General features: G+C 62.5%; 19 protein-coding genes and 2 pseudogenes. 15 read left to right on the top strand and 6 right to left on the bottom strand.

The genetic code is table 11. The features are described 5' to 3' along the window. Positions 1-204: 204 nt before the first annotated feature. The 3 genes and pseudogenes from LPA37_RS27875 to LPA37_RS08385 form a co-directional block, all read left to right on the top strand. Positions 205-417, top strand: a pseudogene (locus LPA37_RS27875) (DUF6531 domain-containing protein); the annotation flags it as partial. Between the two features lie 246 nt (positions 418-663). Next, the gene (locus LPA37_RS08390) at positions 664-2301 is read left to right on the top strand and encodes an RHS repeat domain-containing protein (protein ID WP_229012251.1); all 1638 of its coding nucleotides are present in this window, start codon (positions 664-666) and stop codon (positions 2299-2301) included. Then, positions 2298-2831, top strand: coding sequence for a hypothetical protein (locus tag LPA37_RS08385; RefSeq protein ID WP_229012250.1), 534 nt, complete (start codon positions 2298-2300; stop codon positions 2829-2831). The genes LPA37_RS08390 and LPA37_RS08385 overlap by 4 nt, the downstream gene beginning before the upstream one ends. Positions 2832-2899: 68 nt before the next feature. On the opposite strand, the gene LPA37_RS08380 is transcribed toward LPA37_RS08385, so the two are convergent. Then, positions 2900-3256, bottom strand: coding sequence for a hypothetical protein (locus LPA37_RS08380; RefSeq protein ID WP_229012249.1), 357 nt, complete (start codon positions 3254-3256; stop codon positions 2900-2902). 491 nt (positions 3257-3747) lie between these two features. Next, positions 3748-4041: pseudogene (locus LPA37_RS08375) on the bottom strand (transposase); the annotation flags it as partial. 306 nt (positions 4042-4347) lie between these two features. Here LPA37_RS08375 and LPA37_RS08370 point away from each other — a divergent pair. Genes LPA37_RS08370 through LPA37_RS08340 form a run of 7 tightly spaced genes read left to right on the top strand, consistent with a single transcriptional unit; the run spans position 4348 to position 15162 of the window. Continuing rightward, the gene (locus tag LPA37_RS08370) at positions 4348-6717 is read left to right on the top strand and encodes a type VI secretion system Vgr family protein (RefSeq protein ID WP_229012248.1); all 2370 of its coding nucleotides are present in this window, start codon (positions 4348-4350) and stop codon (positions 6715-6717) included. A gap of 5 nt (positions 6718-6722) precedes the next feature. Continuing rightward, the gene (locus tag LPA37_RS08365) at positions 6723-9077 is read left to right on the top strand and encodes a M23 family metallopeptidase (RefSeq protein ID WP_229012247.1); all 2355 of its coding nucleotides are present in this window, start codon (positions 6723-6725) and stop codon (positions 9075-9077) included. Positions 9078-9087: 10 nt separating this feature from the next. After that, on the top strand, positions 9088-9711 hold the full coding sequence (locus tag LPA37_RS08360; RefSeq protein WP_229012246.1) for a hypothetical protein: 624 nt from the start codon (positions 9088-9090) through the stop codon (positions 9709-9711). 10 nt (positions 9712-9721) lie between these two features. Further along, positions 9722-9985, top strand: coding sequence for a PAAR domain-containing protein (locus tag LPA37_RS08355; RefSeq protein ID WP_229012245.1), 264 nt, complete (start codon positions 9722-9724; stop codon positions 9983-9985). Beyond that, complete coding sequence (locus LPA37_RS08350; protein ID WP_229012244.1) at positions 9985-11304, top strand: hypothetical protein; 1320 nt, start codon at positions 9985-9987, stop codon at positions 11302-11304. Before LPA37_RS08355 ends, LPA37_RS08350 begins: the two co-directional genes overlap by 1 nt. Beyond that, positions 11270-14920, top strand: a complete 3651-nt coding sequence (locus LPA37_RS08345; protein ID WP_229012243.1) for an ImcF-related family protein — start codon at positions 11270-11272, stop codon at positions 14918-14920. The genes LPA37_RS08350 and LPA37_RS08345 overlap by 35 nt, the downstream gene beginning before the upstream one ends. 5 nt (positions 14921-14925) lie before the next feature. Beyond that, positions 14926-15162, top strand: a complete 237-nt coding sequence (locus tag LPA37_RS08340) for a type VI secretion system baseplate subunit TssF (protein ID WP_229012242.1) — start codon at positions 14926-14928, stop codon at positions 15160-15162. A gap of 70 nt (positions 15163-15232) precedes the next feature. Here the strand turns inward: LPA37_RS08340 and LPA37_RS08335 are convergent, their stop codons facing one another. After that, entirely contained in the window at positions 15233-15403 is a 171-nt protein-coding gene (locus LPA37_RS08335) for a hypothetical protein (RefSeq protein WP_229012241.1), read from the bottom strand. A 153-nt stretch (positions 15404-15556) separates the two neighbouring features. Here LPA37_RS08335 and LPA37_RS08330 point away from each other — a divergent pair, with 153 nt between their 5' ends. Next, a complete protein-coding gene (locus LPA37_RS08330) occupies positions 15557-16669 on the top strand; it encodes a GGDEF domain-containing protein (RefSeq protein ID WP_229012240.1) in 1113 nt (370 codons plus the stop codon). Between the two features lie 21 nt (positions 16670-16690). Here the strand turns inward: LPA37_RS08330 and LPA37_RS08325 are convergent, their stop codons facing one another. Together LPA37_RS08325 and LPA37_RS08320 are read right to left on the bottom strand one after the other, a co-directional pair. Then, positions 16691-18421, bottom strand: a complete 1731-nt coding sequence (locus tag LPA37_RS08325) for a peptidoglycan D,D-transpeptidase FtsI family protein (RefSeq protein WP_229012239.1) — start codon at positions 18419-18421, stop codon at positions 16691-16693. A 246-nt stretch (positions 18422-18667) separates the two neighbouring features. Further along, entirely contained in the window at positions 18668-20212 is a 1545-nt protein-coding gene (locus LPA37_RS08320) for a methyl-accepting chemotaxis protein (RefSeq protein WP_228981175.1), read from the bottom strand. Between the two features lie 450 nt (positions 20213-20662). Between LPA37_RS08320 and LPA37_RS08315 the strand changes: the two genes are divergently transcribed. The 4 genes from LPA37_RS08315 (at position 20663) to LPA37_RS08300 (ending at position 24925) form a co-directional block, all read left to right on the top strand. Next, complete coding sequence (locus tag LPA37_RS08315; protein WP_229012238.1) at positions 20663-20812, top strand: hypothetical protein; 150 nt, start codon at positions 20663-20665, stop codon at positions 20810-20812. Between the two features lie 179 nt (positions 20813-20991). Further along, complete coding sequence (aepX, locus tag LPA37_RS08310; protein ID WP_229012237.1) at positions 20992-22680, top strand: phosphoenolpyruvate mutase; 1689 nt, start codon at positions 20992-20994, stop codon at positions 22678-22680. Continuing rightward, entirely contained in the window at positions 22680-23858 is a 1179-nt protein-coding gene (gene aepY, locus LPA37_RS08305; RefSeq protein WP_229012236.1) for a phosphonopyruvate decarboxylase, read from the top strand. The genes aepX and aepY overlap by 1 nt, the downstream gene beginning before the upstream one ends. Beyond that, positions 23858-24925, top strand: a complete 1068-nt coding sequence (locus tag LPA37_RS08300; RefSeq protein WP_229012235.1) for a 2-aminoethylphosphonate aminotransferase — start codon at positions 23858-23860, stop codon at positions 24923-24925. The genes aepY and LPA37_RS08300 overlap by 1 nt, the downstream gene beginning before the upstream one ends. A 57-nt stretch (positions 24926-24982) precedes the next feature. Here the strand turns inward: LPA37_RS08300 and LPA37_RS08295 are convergent, their stop codons facing one another. After that, a complete protein-coding gene (locus LPA37_RS08295; RefSeq protein WP_228981087.1) occupies positions 24983-25144 on the bottom strand; it encodes a hypothetical protein in 162 nt (53 codons plus the stop codon). Between the last annotated feature and the right edge of the window lie 76 nt (positions 25145-25220).

Below are 25220 nucleotides of genomic sequence, written 5' to 3'. Positions count from 1 at the left end.
GACGGAGACTGCCTCGCGGGATATGCACAGTCTGGCGCGATCCCCGGAACCGGAATGTCGTGTGCCCTTAAGGCGGCGGCTGGTTCACCTGGGGGGATGGGCGGTTACACGTGCCTGAATAACATAGATCTAATCTGAAGTTTCTGCAATTCTCCTGCACCGGTTCAACCGGAATCAACTTGTCCTGTCGCGGATCCCGTTTATCCAGGTACCGGATCGGTCACGCTAACTGAAACGGATTTCATTGGCGGTGGTGACGCGCCACTGACGTTCACGCGTACGTATCGCTCGGCGCCACTTGCACCGCCGAGCACTGGTTTAGGCGCGGACTGGACGCACAACTGGCAGCAGCAGCTGGATACGTACTATGCCCGCAGCAGTCCGCCCAGAATCACGGCGTACCGCGATGACGGAGACCGGGTTGCGTTCAGCAAGGTAAGCGGTGTTTGGGTTGCTGCGGGCCGGCCTTCGCTGACGCTAACGGACAACGGTTCTTCGTGGATCATTGCGGACCGGACCACCGAGGTCATTGAAACCTATTCGGCGCAAGGCGTACTGGCGTCGGTTGCGACGCGTCAAGGATGGGTTACGGCCCTTACGTATAGCGACGCAAACACGCCGACCTCGGTCGCGCCGACAAAAGGGCTCTTAACCACCGTTACTTTGCACAGTCCCGATGGCATCGCTTATCTGGACCGTTCACTCAGCATTGTCTGGGATTCGAAATCGCGTATCTCGCAGGTTACCGATTCGACGGGTGCGGTCACCCGATACGGTTACGACGCCAATAACAATCTGACTTCCGTGACGTGGCCGGACGGCAACGTCCGGCGTTACGTCTATGAGAATCGTAATTTCCCCGGCGTGCTGACCGGGCTTATCGATGAAACTGGCTCGCGGATCGCAACGTGGAGCTATGACGGAAATGGGCGCGCGACTGCGGTCACTCATCCTGACTCGACGCAGAACGCACAGTTTGCATATGGGAGCGGGTCGACCACGGTTACCGATAGTCGAGGCAATACAGCACTGAATTTTTCGCTGCTGGCGGGAGGGCACCGTCCGACCGGCAGCGTGGGGTCGACTGGCGCGACCACCGGCATGAGTTGGGACATATCGGGCAACCTGCTCTCCAATACCGCGGCAGACGGGACGAACACCGGCTACAGCTACGACAGCGCAAACCGTCCCATCCGGCAAGTTCGACGCGGCTCGTTCGGTACCGCAACCACATCGGTACGCTACGCCGATGCGAGCAGTTTGCGACCGTCAATGGTAGCGGCGCCTGGCATGATTACCTCGTTTGTCTACGACAGCAGAGGAAATCTGACAGGCGTGGGTGAGCAGACTACCGGCGATCCGACAGGTGCCAGCGGATTTGATGCGAATTCTAACGGCCAGTTGCGCGCTACCGGAATGGTATATGACTCGCATAACCGGCTGATTTACGTTTTAGTCACGGTCAACGGCGTAAAGCAGAGCGAATGGGAACAGACTTACGATCCCGGCGGCAACAGGCGTTTTCTGATCGACCGGATGACGATGCAGGCGTGGGGCGTTGGCGTGCGTGACCAGGCGAACCGCCCGATACAGCTCAGTGGTCCCGGTTTTATCGTAAATCCGGTGTACGACGTGCGCGGGCGGGTTAGTCAATTCATTTACGTTGAGCAAGCGACTGCGCTCAATGGGTTCGTTTCGCGAAGACTGACGGTTGACTACGGATATTCACCGGAAGGGCGCATAGTTTCGCGTACTGGGACGGTTCAAGGCAATGGCGGTACCACGACTGATCTGAGCAGTGCGGAAATCGATCAATGGTTGCAGAACTATGAAGATGGCATTACCCCTGCGGGTCCAGCTCAAGGGCAACCTGGAGGGCTTTTCGCGCTGCGTGGTTTGCCCGAGCCGGGACTGGAACCTGTCTGTGTCGAGTGCTTCATACCGCCAGTACGGTGGGCGGCAGGAGTTGTCCACTGGAGTACGTCAATTGCTGCGGAGGGATGCAATGCGTCAGCTGTAACGGAATTCGATGGCATACCGGCGGGGCGGTTGGTTTCGGAATACACCACGATCACAGCAGGGCGTAGTATCAGGAATGTTCAGACTGATTTGACGCAAACGGAGTTTGAAACGAACCTGGTCAACAATGGTTTTAGCCGGACAGTGAGCAAGGACGGCAGAGCCGACATTCTTGTCAAGGGTGACCAGCAGTACACGGTGCGAGGGCACTCAAATTCTGGCCAACCCACCGCAGACTATTACAAGAGCGGTAACAAGACCGCCAAAATAAGGCTGAAATGAAAACTGAACAGTGTGTCTTCGTGGAGAGCTCTACCGAGTTCGACCGGTTGTGGGAGCGATCGGTGGTAGGAGTACACGCTCTCGTTTTGCCTGTGCCGGACCGGGCGGTCCTGTACTTTGATTCGGCAATTGTGGCGACGCGCCGATTTTTTCAGTTTGTCCGTGCACTTCAGGACTACATTGGGGCAAATCGATATTCCTTCGCATTTGTCGCGCTGAGGCCCGACCCATTTGCTTATTTCCATGACAATTTTGACAAGTATCCCGCCATTGTTTTTGGTTCGGATCACAACGAAAGCGAGTATGTGAGTGCTCTTGCTGCTGATCCCGGTGGGAGCCCGGCGGATGCACTTGCCTTCAACGCCGAGCGTTATGTAGTCTTCCCCGATGGAGACGACTGGTTTGTCTACGCCGACGAGGCGAAAGAAACCGCTGCATTGTCCGGGTCGAGGGGCCTCGTAGCGTTCGCCCGGGAGTATCTTGCAGGCGACGTACTGCAGCCGTCCCCAGCTTTCAAGCTCGTTGACTAAAGCGCATTTCGTGGATCAAAACGATGAAGGGGGCGCGGTATTCCGCGCCCCTCACTACTTCCAGTCGCTCAGGCATCCACAACAGGCGGGAGCAGTGCGGCGCGCAGCATTGATCCGGTATAGCTATCTACCGGGTCGATCTCCACGGAGTCGTTTCGATGCCGGTATTCACCGGCATCGAATGCCTCAAATACCCTGAGGAATAGATCCGGAACTTCATATCCAGCGAGCCCCATCAGCTGATTCACAGCCGAATCGCAGAACAAAAATGTCTGTGTTCCAGATAAATAATCCTGCGCAAGGCTGGTCGCGCAGAGATCGTAGAATCTGTTCCTCTCGATTTCGTTATGCGCGCAGAAATTCTCAATGTCAGGAATGCTCAGTACTCCGGCTGCAGAGGAGGCAAGGATGCTATCCAGATTCATAGTCTGTTCAAGTGTGGAACGATCATTGAAGGCCAGTATGAATCATAGCGCATGCATGTTCGTATTTTTCGTAATCGTACCCGAGTCGTTTGCGCAAAGCCATTCACGAGAGGGTCGTGCCAGATTGCCCAGCAACCAGCGTGGCACTGGCTGGTCAACGACAACTGCATGCAACGTCGACCCATCCTGCTTCTTCGCAAAGCGTGTCGCGCACGTTTCTGAGGCAGATGAATTCGACATCATCACACTTCGTCGTGAGTTGATTGGCATCGACGAAGGCATGCCATTTTTGATTTGCGCCCTCGTCGAGAGGTCTCCGGGCGGATACGTGCTTGACAGCTTCTCGGTTGACCGCCTGGATGGCAAGTCGCTCAGATCCTTCCCGGATGCCGGGGAGAATCCGATGGTAATGGAAGGGGGACGGCGAATCGGTGGAGCGGACTGGCGGAATGTAGGCGGATTCAACCGGTCGTCGCAACACTAGATTCTGTTCACATTCTCACGAGCGGTCCAAAGGCACAGGCAAGCGAAGCGAAGGCGAGATAGTTCGCAGCGAGCTTGTCGTAGCGAGTGGCGACACGACGAAAATGTTTGATACGACTGAAAAAGCGTTCGACGATGTTCCGAGTCCGATACAGCACGCGGCTATAGCGACGCTTGGTCTTGCGGTTCGAACGCGGCGGGATTACGGCCTTCGCACGCGTAGTGCGGATACTCTGCACAAAGGCGTTCGAGTCGTAGCCCTTGTCAGCGATGACCGCACCGGTGCGCAAATGCTCAATCAGCATATCGAGTCGCGCGCCCGCGACTCAAAACAACAGCGCCCGCGTCGCGAGCACCAGCAGAAAAGACCCTCCCCGATGCGCGCCATCCTTTCACCACTAGCGTTTCCTTGGTATCGCCTACCACTCCATGCAGTCGCAAAGAACAAGAGGACTCCGATTTGTCATTATTTGACAAATACGTTGAACATATCCGACACGGGGCATTAGTCCGATTGACCATTTTTCGTTGCAACTCTAGATTCATCTGCCGTAGCTGCTGATACGACGATTTCGCCTGGTTCCTCTCAACCAGGCAAGGGATGCGTGATGAATGCTGTGACGAATAGCTTTATGGATGCGTTGCGCCACCCGAGTGCGCGGCTCACCCAGCGTCTGAAAATATGGATTGGCAGGCAGGAACTCGGCCTCGATGTGCTCAAGTTCAAGGTGCGCGCGGGCTTTTGCCGGGATTATACGGTCGATGTCACGGTGACGTCATCGCGCCTCGATATCGACGGCAAGGACTGTGTTGGGTGGCGAGCGGGCTTGCAGATCGACGAGCGGGCGGCAGTCCCCTCTGCGAGCTACGTTGAACCCGTCGACCACGAAGCCGCCACTTTCAATGGCGTCATCACGCGCTGGAAGCGTATTCGTGCGAGCCGCGACGAGGCCACCTACCGGCTGCGCATCGAGCCGCGATTTGCCGCGCTGTGCAAGCGCATGGTCAGATCGGACACCTTCAAGGACGTCACGTTCCAGGAAATGGTGACGAAGGTGCTGATCGACCGGCGGAACTTCGACGCCTTCGATGTCGAGTTCCAGCTGGAAGGCGAGCAGGAGAAGATCGAACAGGTCGTGATGTACGAGGAGTCCGTCTACGACCTCATCACGCGGCACGCGAAGCGCAAGGGCTATTTCTGGTTCTACAAGCAGGGGCGCGGGCGGAAAGGGCAGCTCGACACGCTTGTCATCGCGAACAATCCGCGCGCCTACATACGTTCTATCGACGTGCCGCTGCTCGCCAACTCTGGTCTCAACAGTAACTGGCACGAGGCGGTTCTCGAAGTCGGCGAGCAACGCGAACTCGTGGCGGCCACGCTTGAGCTATGGGAGCGCAACTATCGCACGCCGGAGGACCCGTTACGGGCCACGGCGAGCGTCTCCAACGACGCTGACGATCGCTCGGTATTCGGGCAGATCAGCCGAAGCGCGGAGTTTCATCTGACGCAGCAGCAAGGCGAGGCACTCGTGCAGACGCGGCGCGACGAGCAGATCGCGCGGCAGGCAACGCTCTCGGGTACGACCAACGCGAAGGGCATCTCACCGGGCGTGGTCATGAAGCTGACCAATACGAAGCTGAAAAGCGCGAAATATGGCTTCGTGATTACCTCGATGAAAATGGATGGCAGTCGCACGCAGCCAGCGCATACCCGCTTCAAGGCAATGCCCGCGCATCTTACGTACCGTCCGGAATTCGTTTATGCGCGGGACTGGCGGTTTCTGGAAGGTCCTGTCGTCGGCGTTGTGACGACATTTGACTCCGCGCCTTACGGATGTATGGACGAGCACGGTCGCTATCCGGTGCTGCCCAAGTTCCTGCAGGGATCGGTCAATGCCGACAAGCGGCTGCTGAATCTGCGCCTGCTGCGTCCGTCGTCGTCGTATCAGGGCGGCTTCCATTCGCCTCTCTTGCCGGGGACCGAGGTTATCCTCGACGCGGCCCATCGGGATGTGGATCGTATCCACATAGCCGGAGCCCTGCACGACTACTCACATCCTGACGTGGTGCATGGGGCACAGGCGATGTTTAGTTACGCGATCTGGCGCTCACCGCTGCGCGGCGCAGAGATCGTGTTCAACGACCTGCGGGGCAAGGAAAGCGCGCGCATCGCGACTGTGTACGGCCAGTCGGCGGTGAACCAGGGCTACCTGCTTGACAGCAGGAAGCTGAAAAGGGGCGAAGGGTTCGAAATGACGACCCAGGCGTGGGGCACGATGCGCGCGGCAAAGGGCCTGTTCCTGACGGCGGACGCGGCCGCCGGACCCGACACCCCACAACTCGACATGCCCGCGGCGGTTGCACAACTGAAGGCCGCGCTGCAACGCGTGACGGAACTGGCTGCGGCGACTGCGCAGGCCAAGGCCGAGCCAGCGGACCGGGCCACGCAGGCAGCGCTCCTGGACGGGCTGAACCAGCTTCGCGACGCGGGGCTGCTGGCCAGTGCGCCTGGTGGCATGGCGTTCGTCACGCCGAAATCGGCGCAGCACTCGGCGGGGGAGAACGTCATCGTGACCGCAGGGCAGCAGATGGACGTGAACGTCGTGAAGCGGCTGCGCATGGTGGCGGGCGAGCTGATTTCGCTGTGCGCGCAGAAGCTCGGCATCACGATTTTCTCGAAAGGGAAGATCGAGTTGCAGGCACAGGGCGCTCCCATGGATATCTTCGCCGACCAGAAACTGCACGTGTCGAGCGCCAGCGGGGACGTGCTCGTGGATGCGAAAACGAAGGCGATGATGGCCAGCGGCGGCGCGTCGATGACCATCGAGAACGGCAATGTGGTCTTCCACTGCCCTGGCGAATTCCGCATCAAGGCGGCTTCATTCACCTTCGAGGGGCCGGCAACTGCGGCGATCACCCTGCCGCTGTTGCCCGTGAGCAACTATCAGCCCAACTCCAGATACAGCCACACGCAATAGCGATCATGATCATCAGCCCACCGTTTTTGCCCGATACAGGTCTTGCGGTCCCGTCCGGGACGAACCCCGATCCAATGATGGATGCGCTCGACAGGTTCGAATGTGCACACGGCATTTATCCGATCGCCTTCGACCGGCGCTGGCATTGCGGCGTGCATCTTCAGCCAGACACGAAGTGCAAGGTGCATGCAATTGCCGATGGCGAGGTCGTTGCCTACCGGGTTTGTCAGCACGCGATTGACGGCGACGCAAGTCATATCGGCTTTGTGCTGCTCAAACATACGACCGAGACCGGCGATGGCCGGACGCTAACGTTCTATTCGCTCTATATGCATCTGTTGCCGCTGGTGGAATATCAGCAGCACAGTGCGAACGCCAGCGAGATGCCGGAATTCCTGCGCATGCCTACGGGCGATCCGGCTGCGCCGATGCCGCCTGCCGTTTCAGGCGGCGGCAGGAAGGTCCGGCGCAAGGACGTGCTGGGGTGGCTCGGACGGTACGAGGGCATGCCGCATCTGCACTTCGAGATCTTCATGATGCAGGCGGATTTCGACGCGTACTTCGGACATACGCAGCTCGGCAACACGACGCCCGCTCCGTCTAATGCGACCGACTGGTGGGGACACGCGTATTTCGTCATTCCGGCAGGAGGGCGCTTTTTAAGCTTGCCGACAGGGACCGTTACCGATAGCCACAACAAGCACAAGCTGCACGGTATTGAATTCGAGCTTGGGCACGGAGGCTCGAACACCTTGCCGCTGCTTGTGGAGACCTGTTTTAGCCGGGGCTCGAAGTACACGAATGTCTGGAGCGTCGCGCAGGACGACACCCGCACGCTGCTTACACAGCAGCCCGTGGAGGAAAAGGACTACGAATACGATCTGTACAGGCGTGCCACCGCGCTTTATCCGACGTGCCCGAGCGATGGCTACGAACTGCTCCGCTTTGGCCGCATCCTGTCCACGCCCCAGACGCTGGCGGCCGACGCGCGCGTGACGTGGATGAAGGTCACCTGGGCTGCGGGTCAGGCGGGTTACATCGATATCAATGACTCAAACATCCAGAAGTTCTCGGACGCGGATTTCCTGTCCCTGATGGGCTGGCAGAAGATCAGCGACGACAACACTCCGTTCGGCAGCGATGGGCTGTGCGATGTGGATGCGTTGAAGAAGATTCTCAACGATGCTGTGCCACACGAAATATCCGCAGTGGCAGGAGAAACTCCGGAAGCCCATAAGACGAACGTGCTCTCGGCCTATGTGAAATCCAACGCTCAGGTGCGCCAGCAGCTACGCGGTTTTATCTGCAACGCGCCTAGTGAATGGGACAGCATGAATAACGAGCAACGCTACGCGAAGCTGCAGGACGAGGGTGAGTTCTACCACCGTAACCCGAACGAATACAACGACTTCCTCAAGTACCTGAAGGAAGTCCAGTTCTGGGACAAAACCGGTTTGCCTGCGGGCGAAAAGCTCTGGTTTTTCCATCCGCTTGCGTTCATTCGGCATTTCAGAAAGTGTGGGTGGCTGAGTCAAAACGAGTTCGAACAGATCTATTCGGATAGGCGCTACAGCAGAAATCAGCGGCCACCGCCGAGTCAATTGCGCGATACCTACTTGGATCCGCTAAATGTGGCAACACGAAAATTTGGTTTAACGTCTCCGGCACGACTTGCGCATTTTCTTGGCCAAGGTGCCGTTGAAAGCGAATGGCTCGCGTCGATGCAGGAAACCAGTATGCTTGGCCATCTTCAGAGTGATGGATTTCACGGGACTGTCACTAATCCGGTGTCAAAAATTCCGGAGTCCACGTTGGGGCATTGGTACGGTCAGATTCCCGCCGAGGACGATGCCTGGTTCCGCTCGGCAAAGTTCAATAGCCACGGAACGCGTACCGCTGGTTCATACGACTGGCGGAACGGCAATTGTGATCGAGAAGATGCCCAGAAGTTCAGGGGGCGAGGCTTTAAGCAGCTTACCGGGCGAAGCAATTACGTAAATTACTGGACATTCAAGGCTTGGATTTCGAGTACGTCGTTCACCGCATCATGGTGGACCGACCCAGCGTATCTTGCGCGCAATCGCAGCGGCATGACGAAAATCCCCGCGATGATTGATGCCCCGCAGAGAGTTGCACTTCCTGAGAATAGTCTCGATAGTGGAGGATTCTATTTGCGATTCGAAAGACCAAATGTAGCCAGGCATATCGACCAGGATTCCTCGCAGATGGCTATTTCTGACGCAGACAAGCAAAGAGAACGGCAAATCTCACGCGATGTCACATACGCAATTAACGGTGGCTATATCGACTGGGAGCGGCGTCTCGATTTTACCCGTTCTGCCAAAGACATTATTTCGTGAGGGCTCACAAATGCCGGGGATCGGATGGAGTTTGGCTGTATTGGCATCAGTTTTTTTCGTGGGAACCGCATATGCAGACGATACCTACGAGGTAGTTGGTTCCACACTGAAAGTCAACAGTTCCAGAATGTGCTTGCTTGACAAGCCTCCGCTTTATGCAGTCGAGAGTTTCGACAAATCAGCGGTCATGGTCTCTGAAACGGGCTATGTTGCGAAACAGGAACTGGCTGATTGTCAGGCAGGGCGACCAGTGTACGTCCACTCGATCCCGTCGAACGTGGGCGTGCTATCCGACATAAATCTGTCGAAGAGTATTTATGTTGCCCTTGATTTTGTTGGCGCTCGGCCATTCATATATCTGGCTACCGTCGCCCGTATCGGAACGTCGCGAAACCTTGTGTCGGTAAAGGGTGCGTATGTTGCGGGCCGGAAACTCAGCGACCTGAGGAAATCCGCTTTTGGTGGTAGCGGCGAGGCGGGGACTGCAATCATCTCCCCCAACGGACGCTATGTCGCGCCATCTGGGCAAATGGATTGTTCGGAATATGCCTATCCGGGAGTGTGGGACGTCCAGGACAATCGACGTATCGTAGCGACGGATACTGCCTGCGCAGCACTCTTTAAATATAAATGAAACCTTCGAAATGAAATCCCCCATCCGCAAAAGCGACAAACTGGAACATGGCGGCGAAGTGACTGGAAAGTGCTCACCCTGGACCATATTCATGGGCAGGCCACTTGCCCGCAAGGGCGATGAGGCGGTCTGCGACCTTCACGGCCCGACCGTCATCGACGAGGGCGCTGCCAGGTTTCCCGACCGCGACCAGAAACTGTTCGCGCTACACGACCATCGCTGCGCATGTGGTTGTCGGCTGATCTCGTCGCTGAAGAACGTCAACTTCGAGTAATGCCAGTCGATCTGTCTCCGGCGGGACGACCGAGCGTTTATCCGCGCCGCCCACGCTTCTGGCCGTGGTGGTTCTGCATCTGGCTGGCCTGCGCCGTATTCGGGGGCGCGATTGCGCTGCTACTGTGGCCGAAAGGCGAACGTGCCGGCGGTGTACCGTTCTGGTTCTGTGTCGTTGGGATTCCGAATGGCTTTTTCGGTCTGCTCTTCGCAATCGAGCGCGTTGGCTACGAGGCCATATGGTATCGCGCGTACCACCGGAACCTCCATCGTGACCGGTGGCTGGCGCAGCGCATCCGTGTCGCACAGAAGTCGCTGCGGGTGCTGGGAATCGGCTACTGTCTGCCCCTGAATCGCCAGACGCTTGCGCAGTCGATCAATGCCGGCGTGCGTCTGCCGCGGCAGCAGCAGCCCCGCTCAGGCGCTGGTGTCATCGAGCATTGCCGCTTCGATGATCCACAGCAGGTATTCGACGAATCCGATCTGTTTACGGAAAGCGGGTTCGATGCCGTGGTGGATGCTGCTCCGAAGAGGCCCATCCCCCAACTTGTATTCAGGATCGCCGATGCGCTCAAAGAAATCGGCGCGAGCCTTCACGCGCTTACGCGCTACGAGCCCGCGCACTGGCCACAAGTGCGCGTGCTGGCCGAGCCGGGCGAGGAAGCGTTGCGTGAGCGGCAGGTCCGTGACGCTCTGCATCTTGCCGGTCTGCCGCCGCTTGCCGTACAGGCGGTGCCCGCTTCGCACGGGCTGCTCGTGGCCGACGCCTGGCTCGACGCCCGCGAGGCACGCCCACTGCTCGTGATCGCAGCCGCCTGGCACGACGGACAGCCGCATGCCGGCAGCACGGAAGGGTGTCTCGCCACACTGCTTGATGCAGGCTTCTACTGCCTGCCTGAAGACGTACCTGTGATGGCCAGGTTGCATCGCCCTGTCGAAGGCAACGCAGACGAGATCGAATACTGCTTCGCCAATGCCGTGATATGGGGCAGGGCCGGGTTCGATGTCGTGACCCGCGCGTGGATCACGCGTGCCGTCGAACGATGCAACCGGGGGTTGCGCATCGCGAACCTCGATGCCATCGCGAAGAGCGAGGCCCAGTACGAGCCGGCCCGCATCGTTGGCGATTTTGGCAACGCCAGCGGCTGGCTGTCCGTCGCGGCCGCCATCGAATGCGGCGCTGCGGATGGGCCGCAACTGATCATCGATGGCGTGCAGTCCGCCATTCTTCACGTCCTGCCCGGCGGATCCGGGAAGAATCCTTCGTTGCCTGAACACTCCGTGCATGACCGATCCAAAACTGAACTTGCGACCGCTTGATCCGGCTCCCGTGGAGGAGTCTGCGCCGTCCGGACGCCTTGCGCTCTGGGGGCTGCTGGTCGCAGCCCTGATCGCCGCCACTCTTGCGGCCGGCCTTGTGTGGTTCTGCGGCGACCTCCTCGATCTCGCTCCCGGCGAGGCGCGCATGTGGGCGGTGATCGCCATCCTCGTCGCCCTGATTGTCGTCGTCGCCATTCACCTCATCCTGTTTTTTATCGGCGCATACGCTGTCGCCGGACGGTTGTTTCGAACGGAGACCGGCGACCAGACGAAGGCCCAGAAGCCGCTGAAGCGCGACGTACGTCTGCAACGCCTGTACGAGGAACTGCGCGTTTCGCACGGCTGGTTCTGGCGTCGCCGCCTGCGCTGGCTGCTGGTGAACGGCACGGACGAACGCGTCGATCAGGTCGCGCCCGGCCTCAAACAGGCGGGCGTCATGCACGTGGACGAAATCATCCTCGTGCATGCGTCACCGGACGGCATCGAGGCGGCGAAGTGGCTGGGCCAGCTCCGGCAGTTGTGTCGCCGCCGCCCGGTCGACGGCGTGGTGCAGGTCGTCCGCGCGGACGACACCAATACGGAGCTGCCGCGCATGCTCTCGGGCATTGCCACCGCGCTCGGCTGGGCCGCGCCGGTGACGTTCCTGCATCCGGTGGACGTGGAGGGCGGCCAGCCCGAACGGTTCGAAGCGGTGGGCGCGTTCATGCCGGACGTCTCGCGCAGGCAGGCGCGGGCGAGCGCCGCCGTGCTGCCGGACATGCTGGGCGAGCTCGAACAGAGCGCGGCGAACGCGGGTGTGCGCCTGTCGGGTGAGCCGCGGTGGATGACCTGGATGCTCGAGGTCTCGAAGTACGTCGGCGACCATGCTGAACGGATCGTGGGGAGCCTGCGCGCGCTCGCCGCGTCGAACTGGCTGCGCGCGCCGCTGGCGGGTGTCATGTTCGCGCCGGTCTTCGCGGGCACGAGCGTCGTACCGGTGCCGGTTATCAGCGAGTACGACGCGCCCGGCGAGTCTGCGTCCGCCGTGCCGATGGAGAGGGTCACGCGGGAGCAGCCGCGCGCCATGCTGCCGGTCTGGCGGGAGATCGCCGCCCGCGCGCCGCGGTACCGTGGCCGCCGCACGGGGCTGTACTGGCCGGACGCGCTTGCGTGGTGCGTGCTGGCCGGGGCGATCGCGTGGTCGGTGATGCTGGCGATCTCGGTCACCGGCAACCGGGCACTTGTCAGGCATGCCGAAACGACTGCCGCCGCGGCGCTCGCGGCCACCCCCGGCACACCGCAGGCGCTGCGCGCGCAGCTCGCCCTGCAGCAGGAGATCAGCACGCTCGAATACCGGCGTGAGCACGGCACGCCGTGGTACCTGCGCGCGGGCCTGTCGTGCAATGATGAACTGCTCGACGCGTTGTGGTCACCGTACCAGACGGTGGCCGCACGTAACCTGCAGCAACCGGCCGTGCAGGCGCTCGAAGGGCAGCTCGTCCAGCTCTCGCAGGTCCGCGCCGACCAGCAGCAGAGCCACGACGCGCAGCAGCAGGCGTACAACCACCTCAAGGCATACCTGATGCTCGCCACCCCGGCGCGCGTCGATGCGCCGTTCCTCAAGGCGCAGCTGCTGGAGGTCTGGCCCGCCGTGATCGGCATGCGCGCCGGCGAATGGCTCGACACCTCGCAGCGGCTCGCGGGATTCTGGTCCGACCATCTGAAGGCGCATCCCGACTGGCGCATCGGCGTATCGGCGCCGCTCGTCACGCAGGCGCGCTCGATGCTCGTCAACCAGATCGGCCTCGCGGCGAGCGACGACGTGCTCTATCAGCGCGTCCTCGACGAGGCGCGCGGCCAGTACGCGGACGTTTCGCTCGCGACGCTGCTCGCCGGTACCGACGCGCACGGCCTGTTCACAAGCAAGCGGACGGTGCCGGGCATCTTTACGCGCGCCGCGTGGGAAGGCGTCATCGAGAAGGCCATTGACGCCGCCGCGAAGCGGCAACATGTGGAGGGCGACTGGGTGCTCACCGATGACGCGCCGTCTGCCCGGCTCAACGCAACCACGGTACAGGGCGCGATCGGTCCAGTGCATGCCGTCCTCGATGCGAAGCGCGGCACCGACGATCTGCGGCAACGGCTGCGCACGCGCTATTTCACGGATTACACCGCAGCCTGGGCGACCATGCTCAACAGCTTTCAGTGGATGCCGGCCACGCGCTTCTCCGCGGTGATCGACCAGCTCACGCGCCTGACCGATGCGCAGACTTCGCCGCTACTCGCGCTCATGAAGTCGGTGCAGTACCAGGGCGAGGCGGGCCGTCCCTCGCAGGCGCTTGCCGACACACTTGTGCGCAAGGCGCAGGGACTACTTGGCGGCAGTGGCAGCGATGCGATCCAGGCGCCCGTGGTCAATCCGCTGGACCGCGCGTTCGGCCCGCTACTCGCATTGATGGGCGATGCGAACGCTACGGCGGCCAGCGGCAATGGGGGTAACGCTCAGGCCGCGAACGCCGCCGCGTTCAACGGCGTGAGCCTCTCGCGGGTGCTGACCGCCGATACGACCGTGCGGCTCAAACTTCAGCAGATCCAGGCGAGTCCGGACGCGCAGGCGATGGCGCGCTCGCTCGCGCAGGCGGTCTTCCAGGGCAAGCTCTCGGACCTGTCGCAGGCGCGCGACGACGTGGCGCTGAGCGCCGCAAGCCTGGGCGCGCAGTGGGCGGGCTTCGGCCAGACGATGTTCGTGCAGCCGCTCGACGCAGCGTGGCAGGCGGTCCTGCAGCCCGCCGCCGCGAGTCTGAACGACGCGTGGCGTGCCGCCGTGGCGGCCCCCTTCCAGTCGTCGTTCGCCTCGCGCTATCCGTTCTCGCCGGCGAGCGCCGACGCGTCCTTTGCCGAGTTTGGGCGCTACGTGCGGCCCGATACGGGGCTCATCAACCGCTTTATCGAGGTCGAGCTCTCTGGCGTACTCAAGCGCCAGGGCGAGCAGTGGGTGCCCAACGAACTCGCGCCCCAGTCGCTGCAGTTCGACCCGAAATTCCTCGCCATGCTGCATCTCGTCGGGCCGATGGGTGCACATCTCTACACGCACGGCGAGGCCGGTTATCACTTCGCGCTCATGCCGCAGCCGACGCCCGGCGTGACGCGCACGGAACTGACAGTCGATGGCCAGCAGGTCGTCTACTTCAACCAGCGCGAAACCTGGACGCCGCTCGCGTGGCCGGGCAACGGCCTGAACGGTCATGCGTCGCTGGACTGGCAGACGCTGAACGGCGGGTTGCGCCTCGCGTTCGATGCCACCGGGGACTGGGCGTTCCTGCGGATGCTGGAGAAAGCCCAGGTAAAACCGCTCGACGATACGCGCTACGAGCTGGTCTGGAATGGCGCGGCGGCCAGCGGCGACGCGCTGGCCGTGTCTGTCGCCAGCGGTAGTACGACGGGCGATGCCGCAGGGGGCGCCACGAACGGCGATGCGGCGGCGCCACTGCGCTACCTGCTGCGCGTGCAGTCGGGAGCCGGGCCGCTGGAGCTGCTCAAGCTGCGCGGCTTGCGCATGCCTGAGCGCATTTTCGTGACGGGCCGTGCCGGCGTGATATCCGGACTGCCTTCCCTGCCACCCTTGCCTGCGGAGTGACAGCCATGACGGCACCATGGAAATCGTTCCAGCACGAAGACGGAAACCCGTTCCTGGGATATTTCGACGCCGAGATGCGCTACCTGCACGAGGCGGGACGCGCGTTCGCTCGCGACCAGCCCGATGCGTCGCATGCCGAGTGGTCGGTACTGGTTCCGAAAGCGCAATGGAAGAAGACCGACCCAGTGAGGCTGGTGGCTGCGGAGCGTAATCTCGACCTCGACAGGGAGCGGCAAAAATGAGAAACCTGTCGTTGCGCATGGCAGCCGTTGCGGGCGACGCAGACGAGAGATCGCGCGCGACGCCAACCGGTCAGTTCTGGCGATAACCGCGCCACGTCGCGCAACGCCGCCTGAACAGAATATTCAATCCGGACACGGCGAACCCGACGATGATCAGCGCGATGCAGAAATAGAGGAGGACCGACAGAACTTCCATATCGTCGGGGTTCGCCATTACGTCTTGACCGAAAATACGCAGCATGGCGCGAAGGAACCTGTCGACAGCGTCCGGAAAAGATCGCCATCGCGTTCGCCCATCCCCACCGCAAAAGGGCTCAAGCCCCGGAAAAATCGGCCGATAACATTACAGATGAGGCCGATGTGCATGCCTCGCCCTGCCCGCCCAACCGATAACGTGACGAATCTCGCCCAAACGCCGCTTTCCGATCGCCTTCGCGCGCTGATCGACACCGTTCAGCACAACGAGCGCACGCTTCGCCGCTTCCAGGACGTGGAGCTGCATCTGATCGGCGCGCAGGACTTCCGGTCTTTCCTCGACACGCTGTTCACCCGTCTGCCGCGCGAATTCACGCTGACAGGCGTCCTGCTCTGGCTCGACGACCGCGCGCCGATGCTGCATGAACTGCTTTCGCCGGAAGCGCCGTACCGTCCTGCCAGCCATCAGCTGAAAACCGCGCGCCATATCGGCGAGGCGGGTGCGCAACTGTGTCAGGGCGGTCGCCCGTGGCTCGGCAAGGCGCGGGAAATGGGCGAAACGGCACGCAACGCGTTCTTCGAGGGCCAGACGTCCGCCGCCAGCGCGATCGTATTGCCGCTCACGACCGCCGGCCGCGCGATGGGCTACCTTTGCCTTGGTAGCGACAACGCAGGGCGCTTTGCGGAAGGCATGGCGACCGACATCCTCGAACGCTTCGCGACGATCGTCAACGCAAGCCTCGATAACGTCGCGCACCGCGAGCGGCTCAAGCAGCTCGGCATGACAGATCCGTTGACGGGTCTCGCGAACCGCCGCTATTTCGACGAGCGCCTGCGCGAGGAAACCACGCGCGCGGCGCGCTATGCGCTGCCGGTCGCGTGTCTTTTCATCGACATCGATGGCTTCAAGCAGATCAACGACGGGCACGGTCATCCGACGGGCGACCGCGCGCTCGTGCTCGTCGCCGCCTGCGTGCGGCAACAGGTGCGGCTCGGCGACACACTCGCGCGTTACGGCGGGGAAGAGTTCGCCGCGTTGCTGCAAGGCGATCTGAAAGATGCGATGGTCGTGGCCGAGCGTGTGCGTCAGGCGGTATCGACGCTCGAACTGCTCGACGACAGCGGCACACGAATCGGACTGACGGTGTCGATCGGCGTGTCGGCGCGCACCAGCAAACGCCGCGACGATCCGTCGACGCTTGGCGTAACGCTGATCGACGAAGCCGACCGCGCGATGTATCTCGCCAAGCGCAATGGGCGCAATCGCGTGCGGGCGCTCCCCGGCAATACGCTGGATGCGCCTGTGCGTTAAGCCAGAGGAACGCGGCACACATTACGCATCAGGCGGCACGCCGAGCAGTTGCAGCGCGCCACCGGTCACCGACGAAAACACCGGACCTGCCACGGTGCCGCCATAAAACGCACGGCCAGCCGGATCGTCGATCATGACGGCGACGATCAGCCGTGGATCGCTCATCGGCGCCATCCCGACAAAGAGCGCGCGATAGCGGTTCTTCGCGTAACTCGCGCCGACCTGCTTGCGCGCCGTGCCGGTCTTGCCGCCCACCCGATAGCCTTCGATTGCCGCCGCGCGGCCGGTGCCGCCAGGCCCCGTCGCCATTTCCAGCATCGAACGGATCGACGCCGCCGTCGCGGGCTTCGTCACGCGATGGCCCGGGCTGCGCGGCGCGGCGTCGATGCCAGGCTGCGCGTGATCGAGCAGCAGCGTGGCCGGATGTAGCGTGCCGTCGCCCGCGTAGGCGGTATAGACCTGCGCGATCTGCAGAAGCGATGCGGAGAGTCCATAGCCGTATGCCATCGTCGCCTGCTCGATGGGCCGCCAGCGTTTGTAGGGCCGCACCTTGCCCGCCGCGACGCCGGGAAACGTCAGTGCGGGCGGCTGGCCAAGCCCGTATTCCTGGTACTTCGTCCAGATCGTTTCCGCCGGCAGGTTCAGCGCGAGTTTCGCGAGCGCGATGTTGCTCGACTTCTGTACCGCCTCGGCAACCGTCATCCGGCCGTGATCGGATGTGTCGTGAATCACGTTCGGCCCGATCCGGTAACTGCCTGGCGCCGTATCGATGAGCGTTTGCGGGCGCACCTTGCCTTCATCGATCGATAACGCGACGACGAGCGGCTTGATCGTCGAACCCGGCTCGAACGTGTCGACGACCGCGCGGTTGCGCAACTGCCGGCCGGTCAGGCGCGTGCGGTCGTTCGGGTCGAACGTGGGCCAGTTCGCGAGCGCGAGCACTTCGCCGTTGCGCGCGTCGAGCACGACGACGCTGCCGGCCTGCGCGCCGTGTTTTTCGACGGCCGCGCGCAACTGCGCGTAGGCGAGTTGCTGGATGCGCCGGTCGATCGTCAGCTGGACTGTCGCGCCGTTCTGCGCCGGTACGAGCGGCCGTGTCTCGGACACCACGCGGCCAAGCCGGTCGCGGATCACTTCGCGCTCGCCCGGTGCGCCGCTCAGCCACGCGTCGGCGGCGAGTTCGATGCCTTCCTGGCCCTTGTCCTCGATGTCCGTGAAGCCCACCACGTGCGCTGCCGATTCGCCTTCGGGATAGAAGCGCTTCGTGTCGGCGATCTGCGTCAGGCCCGCAAGTCCGAGCCGGTCGATCTTTTCGGCGGTATCGACGTCGACCTGGCGCTTGAGCAGCACGAACTGCCGGTCGGCGGTGAGACGTCGCCGCAGCTCGGGAACCGGTATGTCGATCAGCTTCGCGAGCGGCGCGAATGCGGCCTCCTTGATGAGCCGCGGCGTGGCCCAGATCTCGAAGGTCGCGAGACTTACGGCGAGCATCGCGCCATGCCGGTCGACGATACGCCCGCGCGTGGCGTCGAGTTCGATCGTGCGCTGATAGCGCTTTTGCCCCTGCTCGATATAGAAGTCCTGGTTCGCGACCTGAATCCAGAACGCGCGCCCCACCAGCGAGGCAAACGCAACGAAGATGATCAGGAGGACCAGCTTCGAGCGCCACATCGGCAGACGCGAGGCGAGGAGCGGATTCTGCGGTGTGCCCGCATGCGGATCGCGGCGCGGCGGAGTGTGCTTTGAGTTCATCGCACCGATTGTAATGAGATCGTAATATCGATGCCAGCACGATGCGGAAAAGGGTGGGACCGGCGAACGCCGTCCCGGAAGAAGCGGCGCCTGGAAAGCGGCTCCGCAAAAAAGAAAATGCCCGGCCGTAATCTGCTTTAAAAGCCCGGCCGGGCGATTCGTTCTATCACTGCGTCGTCCCCGACGCGGCGTGTTTGCGAGGCGCTGCCGATCTCCGGGCGCCTTCTTTTTTATCCTGCCCTGCGCTCAGGCCGGCAGCGAGAAGCTCGCGATCGCTTCGCGCAACGCGCCGACCTGATCCTTCAACGAATGCGCGGCGGCTGCAGCCTCCTCCACGAGCGCGGCGTTCTGTTGCGTCACCTGATCCATTTCACCCACCGCGCGATTGACCTGCTCGATGCCCGCGCTCTGCTCGCGCGACGCGTTACTGATTTCCTCGAGAATCTCGTTCACGCGACGCACCGACTGCACGATCTCCGTCATCGTCGAACCGGCGTTCGTCACGAGCGACGCGCCTTCTTTCACCGTATCCGTCGACGTTTCGATCAGCGCCTTGATTTCCTTCGCGGCCGTGGCCGAGCGTTGCGCGAGGCTGCGCACTTCGGCGGCCACGACGGCGAAGCCGCGTCCCTGTTCGCCGGCGCGTGCTGCCTCGACGGCTGCGTTCAGCGCGAGGATGTTGGTCTGGAACGCGATGCCGTCGATCACGCCGATGATGTCGCCGATCTGCCGCGAGCTGCTGGTGATCTCGCCCATCGTGCGCACCACATCCTCGACGACCTTGCTGCCGCGCTTCGCGACATCCGCTGCCTGGCCGGCCAGTTCCGCGGCCTGCATCGCGTTGTCGGCGTTGTGCTTCACGTTGGCCGTCATCTCGTCCATGCTCGACGCGGTCTGCACGAGCGCGGCGGCCTGTTCTTCGGTGCGCTGCGAGAGGTCGGTGTTGCCGGCGGCGATTTCCGTTGCGCCGACGTTGATGTTGTCGGTACCGGTGCGCACGCGCGAAACCGTCTCGACGAGACCGTTCTGCATCGTATGCAGCGCGAACAGCAGGCTGCTGTGGTCTTTATGGCTGAGCACCGGCACGGTCGTCGCGAGATCGCCGTGCGCCATGCGCTGCGCGGCTTCGACGGCCACTTCCAGGTCGCCGCCGAGCGTGCGCCGCACGCTGCGCAGCACGAGCATCATCACGATTGTCGCGACACCGCCGAGCACGGCCGTGATCAGCATCCAGCGCAGCAGGTTCACGTAGAACGCGGACTGCACGTCGTCCATATACATGCCGGTCACGATGAACCAGTCCCACGGCGCGAAGCGAAACACGTAGCTTGTCTTCGCGACCGGTGCCTGGCTGCCGGGCTTCGACCACAGATAGTCGACGAAGCCGCCCTGGGCGGAACCGCCGGCCTTGACGATGTCGAGGAACAGATGGTTGCCCGCCGGGTCGGCGAACTGGCCGAGATTCTTGCCGACCAGTTCCGGCTTGATCGGATGCATCAGCATCACGGGCTGCGAATCGTTGATCGACAGATAACCGTCCGTGCCATAACGCATCGCGGCGACGGTGGCGAGCGCCTGCTTTTTGGCTTCGTCTTCGGTGATCGTGTGCTGCTGCGAAAGGGTGTAGTAATGATTGACGATGCTGTTGGCCTGCTGGACGAGAGACGTCAACTGGTCGCGGCGGTCGGTAATCATCGACTCGCGATTCTGGATCGCGCCGAACGCGCCGATCAGGATCAGACCGATCCAGAGTACGGCGATCATCGAGCCGAGCTTTTTATTGAGGGTCATCTTCTGCATGGTGTACGCGTTTTCCGTCGGTCGGAGCAGGCTGGATTGAGAGGCTGGCAAAGCGGACAAAGCGGGCAGAGAGGCGATGCCATGTTCGCGTTTACGGCACCGCGTGTGGTGCGGCGCAGGAAGGGGAAACCCGTAATAAGCAGACAAATATCGAAATTATCCGGCGAGGTGAAATGCAGTTTTGCGCACTACGCGACATTAAACTCTTCGAATACCTGCTGAAGCTGGATAATCGAAATCCGGTTTAATCATGCGCGGTTTTATTCGACTAATATCGCCAGAATATGCCACATGATGCACATAAAAATTACACAATTTTCACCGCAACTCCATCAATTGCCATAAGGCTCGCAGCCGGAAGACAGCGCCGTTTTATTTCGTTTATAGTCGCCACTTTCAGTTCGCGAGACATCGCGTTATATCGTCAGCAGGCGATTGATCGTGGCGAATAAAAAAGCGGATGGGACGCGGGCTTTTTTGCCCATTCTTTTAAACCCGATTTCCTTTCATGCCGGAAAACTCATGCGAGCCATTACTCTTGCCGCGGGGCTCGGCCTGCGCCTCCAGCGGCCGCTCGAACATGCAGCATGAAGAGGCGTTGCACGGTCTGCCGCCCGAAAGCCGTTGTTCAGGCGGTCACCCAGGCCATTCCCCTTCGATATCGCGGACGCCATCTGCGCGCTGTGGATCGAAACCGGTTTTCCCAACGATGTGGCGCGTGCCGGCAATGAAATCCAGCCGCGCCTTCAGAGGACTGTAGGAGTCACACGATGAATGCAAGAGATCCCCAATTCCTGACCGCTTCGCGCAGCGCACGCTTGCGCCAGATGCTGGTGGGCAACGAGCTCGAATTCCTGATGGAAGCCCACAACGGCCTGTCGGCCCGCATCGTGCGTGAAGCGGGCTTTCGCGGCATCTGGGCGTCGGGCCTCGCCATCTCGGCGCAATACGGCGTGCGTGACAACAACGAAGCGAGCTGGACCCAGGTGGTCGACACGCTCGAATTCATGGCCGATGCGAGCGATCTGCCGATCCTGCTCGACGGCGACACTGGCTACGGCAACTTCAACAACGTGCGCCGTCTCGTGCGCAAGCTGGAGCAGCGCGGCGTCGCGGGTGTCTGTATCGAGGACAAGCAGTTTCCGAAGACCAACAGCTTCATCAACGGCGAGCGCCAGCCGCTCGCGGAAATGGATGAGTTCTGCGGCAAGATCAAGGCCGGCAAGGATTCGCAGACCGACGACGATTTCTCGATCGTCGCGCGCGTCGAGGCGCTGATCGCGGGCTGGGGCATGGACGAAGCGCTGCGTCGCGCGGAGGCGTACCGTCAGGCCGGCGCCGACGCGATCCTGATTCACAGCAAGCTGTCGCGCCCCGACGAGATTCTCGAATTCGCGCGCGAATGGGCGGGCCGTGGTCCGCTCGTGATCGTGCCGACGAAGTACTACAGCACGCCGACCGAAGTGTTCCGCAAGGCGGGCATCAGCACGGTGATCTGGGCGAACCACCTGATCCGCTCGGCGACGACGGCGATGCAGGCGGTCGCGAAAGAGATCTACACGCACGAGACGCTCGTCGACGTCGAGGACCGCATCGCGCCGGTCAACGAAATCTTCCGTCTGCAGGACGCCGACGAATACTCGGAAGCCGAAAAGCGCTACCTGTCGGCCTCGCGCGCGTCGGGCGCGGCGGTGGTGCTGGCCGCGAGCCGCGGCGCGGGCCTCGAAGCGGTGACGACCGACCGTCCGAAGGTCATGCTGCCGGTCGCGGGCAAGCCGCTGTTGCGCTGGCTCGTCGACGCGTTCAAGAAGCAGGGCGTGAACGACATCACGGTGGTGGGCGGCTATCGCGCCGACGCCATCGACACGGCAGGCGTGAAGCTCGTCGTCAACGAACGTCATGCGCAAACGGGCGAACTGGCATCGCTCGCCTGCGCGATCGACGGCCTGCAAACCGATACGGTGATTTCGTACGGCGACCTGCTGTTTCGCAGCTACATCCTGCGAGATCTGGTCGAGAGCGAAGCGGACTTCAGCGTGGTGGTCGATTCGTCGCTGACGCAGACCGAAAACAGCAGCGTGCGCGACTTCGCATGGTGCTCGGCGGCCGACGATCGGGGTCTCTTCGGCAACAAGGTGTTGCTGAAGCGCGTATCCAGCGAACAGAAAGATGCGCAAAAACCCGATGGCCGCTGGGTGGGACTGCTGAACGTGCGCGGCGCAGGGCGTGAGCGTCTGAAGGCCGTCGTCGCGAAGCTGCGTGAACAAAAGGATTTCGACACGCTCGACATGCCGGCGCTTTTGAACGCGCTCGTCGAAGCGGGCGAACAGATCGAAGTGCAGTACGTGCACGGCCACTGGCGCGGTGTGAACGATCTCGATGACTTCCGTCGCGCAGGCGATTTCGCGCACGCGCAGACGCCGTTCGCCGTCGGCGGCACGAGCGGCGGGGAGGCGTGATGATCGAAGCCGCGCAATTTGTCGAGGCGGCGCGCGAACGCGGCTTCGACTGGTACGCGGGCGTGCCGTGTTCGTATCTGACGCCGTTCATCAACTACGTGGTGCAGGATCCGTCGCTGCATTACGTGTCGGCGGCCAATGAAGGCGACGCGGTTGCGCTGATCGCGGGCGTGACGCTGGGCGCGAAGAACGGCCGGCGCGGCGTCACGATGATGCAGAACTCCGGTCTTGGTAATGCGGTGAGTCCGCTCACGTCGCTGACGTGGACGTTCCGGCTGCCGCAACTGCTGATCGTGACGTGGCGCGGCCAGCCCGGCGTGCCCGATGAACCGCAGCACGCGCTGATGGGGCCGGTCACGCCGGCCATGCTCGACACGATGGACATTCCGTGGGAGACGTTCCCGACTGAAAGCGACGCCATCGGGCCGGCCCTCGACCGCGCGATCGCCCATATGGACGAAACGGGCCGCCCGTACGCGCTCGTGATGCAAAAGGGCAGCGTCGCGCCTTACGAGCTGAAGCAGAGTGCGGCACCTGCCGCGCGCGCGCCGCGTGCAGCGCGTTCCGTGCCGGCCGGCGTGCAGCGGGACGCGTTGCCGTCGCGCCATGACGCGTTGCAGCGCGTGATCGCGCACACACCGGTCGATTCGACTGTCGTGCTGGCATCGACCGGCTTCTGCGGCCGCGAACTCTACGCCATCGACGACCGCCCGAACCAGCTCTACATGGTCGGCTCGATGGGTTGCCTGACGCCGTTCGCACTGGGTCTCGCGCTCGCGCGTCCGGACCTGAAAGTGGTCGCGCTCGACGGCGACGGTGCCGCGCTGATGCGCATGGGCGTCTTCGCGACGCTCGGCGCGTATGGTCCGTCGAACCTCACGCACGTGCTGCTCGATAACGGCGCGCACGATTCGACCGGCGGTCAGGCGACCGTGTCGCCAGCTGTGTCGTTCGCGGGTGTCGCGGCGGCGTGCGGCTACGCGTCGGCCGTCGAAGGCGACGATCTCGCATTGATCGACGAGGTGCTCGGTTCCGCACCCGCGCAGGACGGCACGCGCTTCGTGCGCGTGTCGATCAGGCGCGGCACGCCCGACGGCCTGCCGCGTCCCACCATCACCCCGCCCGATGTGAAGACGCGCCTGATGCGCCACATCGGCACGGATCAAGGAGTGCATTGATGCTGCTGCTCAATCCCGGCCCTGTCACGCTGACCGAACGCGTGCGCCGGAGCCTGCTGCAAACCGACCTGTGCCATCGCGAGAGCGAATTCTTCGATCTGCAGGAAGAGGCGCGCACGCGTCTCGTGAAGCTGTACGACCTCGACCCGTCGCAATGGCAGGCCGTATTGATGACGGGCTCGGGCACGGCGGCCGTCGAAAGCATGATCGCGGCGCTCGTGCCGGAAAACGGCAAGCTGCTGATCATCGAAAACGGCGTGTACGGCGAGCGCATCACGCAGATCGCGAACCAGTACCGCATCGCGCATGAAGCGTTGAAGCACGACTGGATGGAGGCGCCGGATCTCGGGCGCGTCGCCGCGTGCCTCGACGGCGATCGCGGCTTCACGCACGTCGCCGTGATCCATCACGAAACGACGACGGGCCGCCTGAACGACCTCGCGGCGCTCGGCGCGCTCTGCCAGCAGCGCGGCATCCGTCTGCTGGTCGACGGCGTGAGCAGCTTCGCCGCCGAAGCGATCGACTTCGTCGACGGCGGCATCGACGCCGTCGCGGCCACCGCGAACAAATGCGTGCATGGCGTGCCGGGCGCTTCGTTCGTGATGGTGCGCCGCGCGGCGCTCGCGAACGCGGCAAGCCGCACGTTCTATCTCGACCTCGGGCGTCTCGCGAAACTTCAGGACCAGCGCAACACGCCGTTCACGCCTTCGGTGCATGCGTATTACGCACTCGTCGAGGCGCTGCGCGAACTCGAGGACGAAGGCGGCTGGACCGCGCGTCACGCGCGCTACGCGGCGCTCGCCGAACAGGCGCGCGCGGGGCTCGCCGCGCTCGGGATCGAAAGCGCGGTGCCGCCGGCGCAGTCGTCGGTGGTGTTGCGCGCGTACCGGCTGCCCGCGGGCGTCACGTACCCGCAACTGCACGATGCGCTGAAGGCGCGCGGTTTCGTGATCTACGCGGGGCAGGGCGGCCTGTCGGCGGAACTGTTCCGCATCTCGACGATGGGCAACATCCATCCGGCCGACATCGACCGTCTGTTGCAAGGTTTCGCTGAACTGGCCCGCTGACCGGTTCGTCGAGTCAGTCGTGGCATCCCGGGCTGGCTCAACCTGGACCTGGCCGGCTCAGCGTGGGTCCGTCACCGGATCCTTGCTGGGCGGGCCGTCGGGATGCTGCGGTTCGTCGTTGTGTCCTGGCGAAGGCGGCGCGAGCGGGTCGCCTTCAGGGTCGCGTGTCGGGTCCGCGAGCGGATCGGGAACCGGGTTGGTCTGCATCTGATACGTCATACCTTACCTCGTGTCAGGAAGGCGTCCAACGCTCGCGGTGGCCGTGCCGCCCGCCGATCGCAGGACATCCTGTCTA

Source organism: Paraburkholderia gardini (assembly GCF_907164545.1).
Taxonomy (GTDB): domain Bacteria; phylum Pseudomonadota; class Gammaproteobacteria; order Burkholderiales; family Burkholderiaceae; genus Paraburkholderia; species Paraburkholderia gardini.
Note: the sequence above shows the minus strand (reverse complement) of the source record. Positions and strands in the feature narration are given on the sequence as shown.